At 74.5% G+C, this 9,270-nt stretch carries 5 protein-coding genes and 1 pseudogene; all 6 read right to left on the reverse strand.

Annotated features, from left to right (window positions below; genetic code table 11):
* Positions 1–2,038 (reverse strand): transglutaminaseTgpA domain-containing protein (locus tag ABZ749_RS21125; protein WP_357230163.1); only part of this gene is annotated, 2,038 nt, incomplete at its 3' end.
* The gene (locus ABZ749_RS21130; protein WP_357230165.1) at positions 2,014–3,186 is read right to left on the reverse strand and encodes a DUF58 domain-containing protein; all 1,173 of its coding nucleotides are present in this window, start codon (positions 3,184–3,186) and stop codon (positions 2,014–2,016) included. The genes ABZ749_RS21125 and ABZ749_RS21130, both read right to left, overlap by 25 nt.
* Before the next feature lie 14 nt (positions 3,187–3,200).
* The gene (locus ABZ749_RS21135; protein ID WP_124777372.1) at positions 3,201–4,196 is read right to left on the reverse strand and encodes a MoxR family ATPase; all 996 of its coding nucleotides are present in this window, start codon (positions 4,194–4,196) and stop codon (positions 3,201–3,203) included.
* 27 nt (positions 4,197–4,223) lie between these two features.
* The gene (locus tag ABZ749_RS21140) at positions 4,224–6,839 is read right to left on the reverse strand and encodes a fibronectin type III domain-containing protein (RefSeq protein ID WP_357230167.1); all 2,616 of its coding nucleotides are present in this window, start codon (positions 6,837–6,839) and stop codon (positions 4,224–4,226) included.
* Between the two features lie 193 nt (positions 6,840–7,032).
* Positions 7,033–8,190 carry a hypothetical protein gene (locus tag ABZ749_RS21145; RefSeq protein ID WP_357230169.1) on the reverse strand — a complete coding sequence of 386 codons (1,158 nt, stop codon included), beginning with the start codon at positions 8,188–8,190 and terminating at the stop codon, positions 7,033–7,035.
* A gap of 991 nt (positions 8,191–9,181) precedes the next feature.
* Positions 9,182–9,270, reverse strand: a pseudogene (locus tag ABZ749_RS21150) (methylenetetrahydrofolate reductase); the annotation flags it as partial.

Raw genomic sequence — 9,270 nt, forward strand, 5'->3', positions numbered from 1 at the left:
GGTCGTCGCCGACCGGTCTGCCGGCCAGCCGGAGCGCGTCGGTGACCTCCCGCCAGGCGCCGGCGATGCGCTGGCCGGGGTCGCCCCGCACGAGCCGGCCGCGGGTCAGCGAGCGGCGCATCGCCAGCAGGGTGAGCAGGAGCGCCCCCACCACCAGCAGCAGTCCGCCGCTGCCGCCGGCGACCAGCACCGGCGTGGAGAGCCCGTCGTTGCCGTTTGGGGCGTCGGCGGCGGTCGCCGGTTCCGGTGAGGCGCTGGGCTCGGCGGTCGGTGCCGGCGCCTCCGACGGGGGCGGGTCCTCCGGCGTCGGGCGGAAGTCCTCCTCCACCGGTCGCGGCTCGTTGTCGGGGCGGGGCAGCGGGTCGAACGGCACCCAGCCCAGCCCGTCGAAGAGCACCTCCGGCCAGGCGTACGCGTCACCGGCCAGCACCGGCCCCTGCCCGCTGGTCCGGAAGCCCACCACCACCCGTGTGGGCAGCCCGGAGAGCCGGCCGAGGACCGCGAAGGCCGCCGCGAACTGCTCCGAGGTGCCCTCCTGCCCGCCGCCGTTGCGGGGCCCGAACAGGAAGAAACCCAGGTTCGGGTACGCGTGCCCGCTCGGCGCGTCCGCCACCACCCGGTAGTGCTCGGCCAGGAACTGCTCGATCGCCGACGCCCGCGCGAACGGGGCACCGTTCTCCTCGGCGAGTTGGGTGGCCAGCCGGCGCATCGGGTCGGGCACCCCGTCGGCGACCCGCAGCACCCGGGCCACCTCCTCACCGGCGGGCACGTTCGCGCTGGCCAACAGATTCTGGTCGGGGCGTTCCTCGGCGGAGGTCACCGCGTACCGCAGCCCCGGCGTCAGCCCCTCCGGTCGGATCAGCGTCCCGCTCGCCGGGTCGTACGCCACCCGCGCGCCACTGACCTCCCGGGGTGTCGCCACGGCGGGCAGCAGACGGCCGCTCAACTCGGCCACGCTGATCTGCTGCCGTACCGTCCGCACGGTGCTGTCGCGGGCCACGGCAGCGGCCGGCAGGATCCGCCCGGCGTTGCGGTACGTCGCGCCGACGCGCCAGGTCACCCCGTCGTAGTCGCTGAGCACCGCCAACCGGATCCGCACACTGCGCGCGGTGTCCGCTGCGGGATCGGCCTCCGGCGGGGGGCCGGCGGGTGGTGCGTCGGGGCGTTCCGTGCTCACGTCGAGGAGTTTCTGCTCCGGGTGCAGCGCCCAGCCGGAGATGCGGATCAGCGGGTTCTCGTCGAGTGTCTGCACCTGCGGTGGCTCCACGTACCGGCGCGGGTCCACCGGCCGGCCGTCGACCTGCTCGGCGACGACCGGGCCGAGCAACGCCACCAGCCCGACCACCAGTGCCACCCCGAGCGCCGCGCTGGTGGCCAGCCGCAGTCGCACCGCCGCGCGTACCCCGGGGGTCAGCTCGGCGCTCGGATCGCCGCCGCCCGCCGCGGTGCGGGTGGGGGTGGCCAGGCCGAGGGCCGCGACCGCGACGAACACCACTGTCGACCCCACCGCCGGTTCGGCGTTCGGGCCGACCACGTAGAGGGCGGCGGCGTAGAGCCCCGCCGCCGGCAGATAGCCCAGCAGCACCCGGCCGGTGCGCAGCGCCACCTCCGCGCCGGTCAGCCCGGCCAGCCAGGCGGCGACGACCGGCACCAGCACGGTGTCCGGTGTGGGCTCCACCGGGATCATCGCGGTGAGCAGCCGGGGGATGCCGTTGCGGGCGGCGTCCGCGCTGACCTCCAGCAGGCCGCCCGGCAACTCGGCGCGGGTGGCGGCCATCCGCAGCGACCACAGTGTCCAGCCGGCCATCGCGGCCACCGACACCGGCGCCACCAACCAGGACGGCAGCCGCCGGGCGGCCACGCTGACCAGCACCGAACCCGCCGCCGCGCCGATCACCAGCCAGGTCAGCAGGTTGCCCGCGTACACCCGGCCGAGCACCACCCCGGCGAGCGCCGTCAGCCCGATCAGGGCCAGCGGCAGGACCGCCGCCCGCAGCACCCGCCCGGCGAGCGTCACCACCGGCGTACCCCGTCCCACTCGGCGGCGAACTGCGCGCCGTCGGCCGCGTCGACGACCACGAGACCCGCGGTGCCCGGCGGGGTCGGTTCGGCCGCGCCGAACACCGCGACCACCACCGACGGGTACGCCCCGCGCAGCGCGCCAAGGTGCCCCAGCTCGTCGCGGCCAGCGGGCCCGGTCAGGAAGATCAGCGTGTCGCCGAGCCGGTCCTGTCGCAGTCGGGTGGTGGCCGCCCGCACCGCGTCACCGTCGTCGGACAGGTCGGCGGCGGCGAGCCGGTCCAGCGGCCCGAGCGCGCCGCCGGCCTCGCCGCCGGGTGTCGTGGCCTCGGCGGGCTCGGCGGCGACCATGAGCAGCAGCACCGGCAGGTCCGCGCGGTGCGCGGCGGTGACGACCGACGCCGCCGCCTCGCAGGCCGACTCGAACGACTCCGCCACCCCGCCGACCCGCTGCGGGTGCGCGGCAGCACGGTTGTCCAGCAGGACGACCAGGCGCGGCAGGCTGGTGTCCACGTTCTCCCGCACCATCAGCTCACCCACCCGGGCGCTGGTGCGCCAGTGCACCCGGCGCAACTCGTCGCCGACCACGTACTCCCGCAGCGAGTCGAACGTGATCGACCCGTGCGGGACACCGTCCACCCGACCGTCGAGGCTGCGGCCCGCGCCTCTGGGCACGGCCGTCAGCGGATGGATCCGGGGGTGTACCCAGACCGGCACCGCCGCACCGTACGGGCGGGCCAGCGCCACCAAACCCAGCGGATCCCGGCGGGTCACCCGCAGCGGCCCGACCAGCACCACCCCACGACGGTCGGTCGGCACGTCGTAGCGGACCTCGGTGTCCCGGCCGGGTCGCAGGCGCAGCACCGGCACCGGCACGGTCCGCTGGCCGCACCGGTCCTCGGCCAGCAGGTTCGCCGAGCGCAGCCGCCCGGTGTTGCGCACTGTCAACGTCATGCTCGCCGGCTCGCCACGCGCCACCCGGTCCGGGTCCGCACGACGGGTCACCGTCAGCCGGGGCCGCCAGGCCGCGACCAGCGCGGCGTAGCCGACGGCCGCGCCGGCCGCCGCGCCGAGCAACGTCAACTCGGGGTACGCGAACCGGAAACCCGCCCCCAGCAGCACCACGGCGGCGACGAGCAGCCCGACCCCACGGGCGGTGATTCCCATCGCGCTACTGCCGGTCAGCCCTGCACCGGAGCGGGTTGCCCCGACGGCAGCGGCACCGGCACCGACGCGACGGCCTGGCGCAGCACCTCCGCGGGGGTCATCCCGCGCACCTGGGCGTCCGGGGTGAGCAGCAGCCGGTGCGCGAAGACCGCCTCGGCGAGCGCCTTCAGGTCCTCCGGCATGATCCAGCCCCGCCCGTCGATCAGCGCGTACGCGCACGCCGCACGGGTCAACGCGATCACACCCCGAGGGCTGACGCCGACGCGCACCTGCGGGTGGGTGCGGGTGGCAGCGGCCAACCGGACCGCGTACGCGTAGAGCGGCTCCGCGATGTGCACCCGGCGGGCCATCCGGACCATCTCGCCGACGGTGGCGGTGTCGGTGACCGGGGCGAGCGCCTCGGGGGACCGCACCGTCGCGCCGCGCAGCACCTCCACCTCGACGGCCTCGTCCGGGTAGCCGACGGAGAGTTTCACCAGGAAACGGTCCAACTGCGCCTCGGGCAGCCGGTAGGTGCCGTCCATCTCCACCGGGTTCTGGGTGGCGACGACCAGGAACGGCGACGGCACCGGGTGCCGGACCCCGTCCACAGTGACAGTCCGTTCCTCCATCACCTCCAGCAGCGCCGACTGGGTCTTCGGCGACGCCCGGTTGATCTCGTCGGCGATGACGATGTTGGCGAAGACCGGCCCCGGATGGAACTCGAAGTCCCGGGTCGCCTGGTTGAAGATCGTCACGCCGGACACGTCCGAGGGGAGCAGGTCGGGCGTGAACTGGATGCGCCGCCACTCACCCTTAACAGTGGCGGCGATGGCCCGTGCCAGGGTCGTCTTACCGACCCCGGGCACGTCCTCCAGCAGTACGTGACCCTGGGCGAAGAGCGCGGTCAGCGCCAGCCGCACCACCTGCGGTTTGCCGAGCACCACAGCGTTGACGTTCTCGGCCAGCCGGGCGGCCAGGGCGGCGAAGCCCTGCACCTCCGGCTGGGTGAGCGGCTCGTGGGTGTTCACGGTCGGTGGTGCTCCTCGCCTGGTGGTTCAGCAGGTGGGCAGGACCTTGATGTCATCGCCGCCCTCCAGGTTGAGCCAGGCCCACGGGATGTAGTTCTTCCCCTTGTAGTTGACCTGCACCCACCAGGTGCTGCGCTTCTCGTTGTTGTAGATGTAGGCGTAGACCTCTTCGCCCGACTTCTTGCAGTACGCCTGGAGCCGGGTGCCGGGCTTGGCCCAGCCGGCCTGCTGGTCGTTGTCCTGCCGGGTGACCTTGAAGACCTCGTTGCCGTTGCGGCCTTCCCGGTCGCTGTCGCAGTAGGTCGACTCGGGCCCGGATGCGCCGTTGCGGCAGGTCGCGATCCCGTACAGCGCCTGGGTGGCCTGCGCCTTCGTGGCGGTGCCCTTGCCGGCGGCGTTGCTCGCCGTCACCGTGAACGTGTAGCTGGTGCCCGGCGTCAGGCCCGTCATCGTGATGCTGGAGCACGCCCCGGTCTTCGCCGGTTCGCCAGTCGTGGTCAGCGTGCAGGTGGCCTGACCGCCACCGGCGTCCACTGTGAACGTGACGGTCGCCCCGGTGGCCGTCGACGACGAGCCGGTCACAGTGACCCGTGGCTCGGCCACCGTGCGGGCCGTGGCGGTGGCCTCCGGGCCGGGCCCCGCCTCGTTGACCGCCTTCACCTTCACCGTGACGTTCTGGCCGTTGCCCAGCCCGGTGACGGTCGTGCGGGTGTCGGTCACCTCGCTGACCCGCCCACCGACGTCCACCAGGTACTTCGTCACCGGCCGACCGTTGGCCTCAGCCGGCGCCCACTGCACCGTCACCGCGCCCGGCTGGTTGGCGACCGTGCCGGCGCGCAGGTCGAGCGGCCGACCGGGCGCCGCGAACGGCACCACTGTGTTGCTGACCGGCGACGCCGCCGACCCGGCGCCCTTGCTGTTGACCGCCACCACCGTGAACGCGTACTGGGTGCCGAACTCCAGCTCACCGGCGGGCACCACCAGCTCCGTCTTGGTCGACTCACCGGCCGGCGCGTTCGTCCCCGCCGAACTGGCCGTCACCGCGTACCTCGCGATGGTGTTGCCCTGCCCGTTCGCCGCCGGCCACTTGACGAGGACCGTGCCGTCCGGCCGTTCTTGCGCCGTGACGCTCGCGGGTGGGTCGGGCACCGCCGCCGTCGGCGTCACCGGGTTGCTGTTGCGCGGCGGGCCGTCGCCCTTGGCGTTGACGGCGTGCACCGCGAACCGGTACGTCTCGCCGTTGGTCAGACCCTTGACCTCCACCGCCCGCTGGTTCGCGCCGACCTCCAGGCGCTGCCCGGCGCCCTGCACCACGTACTTGATGATCTCGGCGCCGTTGGCGGCGGCCGGGCGCCAACTCACCCGCGCCTGGGCGTTGCCGGCGGCGGCGGTGACGCTGCGCGGCGCGCTCGGCTTGCCCACCCGCGGCTTCTTCGGCGGAGGCGGCGGCGGGGGAACCGGCGGCGGGTCGCCGCCGAGCACGTCGTTGGCGTACTTGTTGACCTCGCGCACCTGGTGCTTGTCGTCCACCACCCGGGCGGTCGACGAGTCGGGGGAGTTGATGAACAGGTGGTTCTCCCGGACCTCCAGCTCCAGCGGCCCGTTGGCCCGCCCGCGGATGGTCTCGACCAGTTGACCCGCCGCGTCGAAGGAGTAGATGGTGCCGGTGGCCTCGTCGGCGCAGTAGACCCGGTTCGCCCAGGCCACCGCCGGGCTGAGCCGGTCCCCCTCACCCGGGACGGTGAACGCGCTCTCCTGCCCACCGTCACCCACCAGCAGCACCCGCCGGTCGGCGGTCACGGTGACCGGCACCCGTGGGCCGCTGGTACGCGACGGCAGGGCCGCCGGGCCGGACAGCGTCAGCGCCGTCGGGTGCACCTCACCGCGCTGCACCCGCACCAGCTTCCCCGCCGTCCGGTCGAGCACCGCCACCCCGTCGTCGAGGGTGGAGACCACCAGCTCGTGGCTGGCGTCGGCGACGTCGTACGACTCGACCCGCTGCGGGCTGAGCCCGGCGCTGGCTGTCGCCGGCGCGGACGGCAGCTTGGCCGCGGTGATCGCCGAGACCGTGCCCTGGCTGGGCACCGCGATCCAGAGCCGACCCTTACCGTCGAAGGTGCCGCCCGTGATGCCCGGCGGATAGCGCACCGGCTCGCCGACCGGGGTCAACGACCGTGGGTCGAGCTGCCGGACGATGCCCTGCACGGCGTCGACGACGAACGCCGCGTCCTCGTGCAGGGCCACACTGACGCCCAGGCCGGGGGTGGTCCGGGTGGTAGCGCTGAGCTGGAGGGTGGCCAGATCCAGGGAACTGACCTGCCCGCTCTGAAGGTCCCGCAGGATCAGCAGCCGGTCGGTCTGGGTGATCTGCATCGGATGCTGCCGGGCACCGGGGATCTCCGTGCGGGTGTCCACCCGGGCGGTGACCCCGTTGACCCGGGCCAGCTCGCTGCGCGCCGTGCTCCACAGCCAGGAACTCGCGTCGTAGTTGGCCACCGCGTTGTCCGCCGCGCCCAACCCGAGGACGGTCAGCCCCATGGCTGCCAACAGCGCGGCCACCGTGCCGACGGTCACCAGCCCACCGCGCAGCCGGGACCGGGAGCGGGGGGCCTCGGCCTGTACGGCGTCGTCGATGCTGGCCACAGCCGGCTGCCTCCCCTGAGTCGTGGCAGGTGGCGCGCCTTCCGGCGACCCCTCCCCTGAGCCGGGTGCCATCATATGGCGCTGGTGGTGGCGGGGGAACCCGCACCGTCACCCCTGTGGATACCGAGAGTGTGCGTTGTGGACGTCCAGCTCAGCCCGGTTCCCGCTCGACTCGGCGCGGTTTCGGCGCGACTCAGCGCGGCGACGCCCGGCCGGAGGGCTCCCCGCTCGACGTGGCTCCACGCTCCCGCGCGGTGCACACCTGTCCGGAAGTCGCAAAGCTGTCAGTGGAGTAGACCGCCAAAACGGTGAAACAGTGATCCACTCGGGAGTTCAACCCGTTGACCGTGTAGCTGGTCCGGCCCGGGTCCACGGTGGCCATCACGCCCAGGGCCTGCCCGGCCCGACCTGCGGCGACCATGAACGGCACCGCGCCGCCGGTCGGGTCCGTCCAGGTCAACGTGATCGTGGTCGAATCGTCCCGCAGCGTGAGATCGCCCGGCGGAAGCCCGGCCGCCGTCGGTGCCGCCGCCGTCGGCGCGGTCCCGGCCGGCGGCGGATCGTCGCGGGTCAGCATCACCGCACCCAGGCCCGCCACCGCCACGACGGCCACCCCGGCCGCCACGACCGCGCCGACCAGCGCCGCCCGGTTGCGGCCCGTCGACCCACTGTCATCGGCGTACGCCGGCCGGTACGCGTCCGGCACCGGGTGGTACTGCTGACCCGGGTACGGCGCCTGGCGCTGGTCCTGGGCCGGGTACGACCCCTGAGGTGGCTGGTGGTGGTACTGCTGGACCGGCGGCGGCGCGGCTGGCGGTGCCAGCGCCGGGTCGGCGCCGACGGACGAGGGCCAAGCCGGCTGCGCAGCGGGGCTCGGCTGCGCGGCGATGGGGCCTGCCTCAGCGATGCCCGGGTTCGCCTGGGTGCCTTCTCGGTGAGTTGGCGCGGCGGTGGGGTGCGGTTGGGCGGCCGTGAGGTGCGTATGCGCGGCGGTGGGGTCCGCCTGTGCGGCGGCGGGCCAGCCCGGACTGGTGTCGACCCCGGCCGGGCCGCGCTGCGCCGGAACGGACGGCAACACCACGGTCTGGTCGGACAGCGCGCCAGGAGCCCGCTGAGTCGGCACCACCGGGGCGTCGAGGATGCCCAGGCCAGAGTCGACATCCGCGCCGGTACCGCCCGCGTCCATCATGGCCTGCCCAGCCACCGGGGCCTGCCCGGTGGTGACTGTCTGCGCGGCCGTAGTGCTCTGGGTGGGGGAGTCGGCACCTGGAGTTGGCAGGGGCTGCGGTGGGGCGCTGCTGCTCCAGGGTGGTGCGGTCAACCCCCAGGGCGGTACGGGTGGTGCGCTCACCGGCGGCGCGGAGACGGGCGGCCCGTAGGGCGGCCCCGAGACGGGCGGCCCGAAACCGGGCGGCGCGGACACGGGGTAGGTGTGTCCGGGTGGTGCGGACCCGGGTGGGCCGTAGCCGGGCGGTGCGGACACGGGGTAGGTGTGTCCGGGTGGTGCGGACACTGGTTGGGCGTAGCCGGGTGGTGCGGAGACCGGGTAGGTGTGTCCGGGTGCCGCGGACCCGGGTGGGCCGTAGCCGGGCGGTGCGGAGACAGGGTATGGGTGGGCCGGCGGTCCCGAGACTGGGTACGGCGGGCTGGGGGGCGCGGAGATCGGTGACGGGGTCACTGGCGGTGCGCTGATCGGCTGGGCCGGCGGCCCGCTCACCGGGTACGCCGGCCCTGGTTGGCCGACGGTCGGGGAGGGGCTGCCCGATGATGTCGCCTCGGTGCCGGACACGGTGTGCGATTCGCTCGACGTGGTTGGCCGGGCGGCGGCTCGGGCGGCTTCCTCAGCGAGCAGCGGCTCGATCTGCCGTACCTGGATGGTGGGGTTGTCCCAGCGAGGTGCCGGCACCGCCGGTGTCGCCGGCGGAGCGGTCGACGCCGAGGCGGTTGGGGTCGACGTCGCGGGTGGCACGTCGACCACCGGCGGGGTCGCGTGACCGCCCAATCGTTGGCGTGGTGCGACGGTCGGCCCGGACGGCGCTCGGTCTGCTGACCGCTGCTCGGCCGGCGTCGACGGAGATGCCGGCTGAACGGGCATCGCCCGAGGGGCTGGCACCGGTGCCGGGGTGGCGTGGCCGGGCGACGGGGGTGTGGCGGGTGCGCGTACCGCCGGAGGGGTTTGTTGGGGTGCGGCCGGCGGTTGCGGCGCCCACTGTGAGACGGCGGGCGGCTGGCCGTCGGCGGAGGGCCGCATCGCGGCGAGGGTCGCCAGCGACAGGGTCGGGCCGGACAGCGCCGACCGGCCGCCCGGCTCGGTCACCGGGGCGGCCGGGGCAGCATCGAGCGGACACGAACGACGGGCGCAGCGACTCCAGCTCGCGGATGGCCTGCCAGAGCAGCTGCTCCCCCGCCTCGGTCTTGGGCGGGAAGAACT

Source organism: Micromonospora sp. NPDC047753 (assembly GCF_040642735.1).
Lineage (GTDB): Bacteria > Actinomycetota > Actinomycetes > Mycobacteriales > Micromonosporaceae > Micromonospora.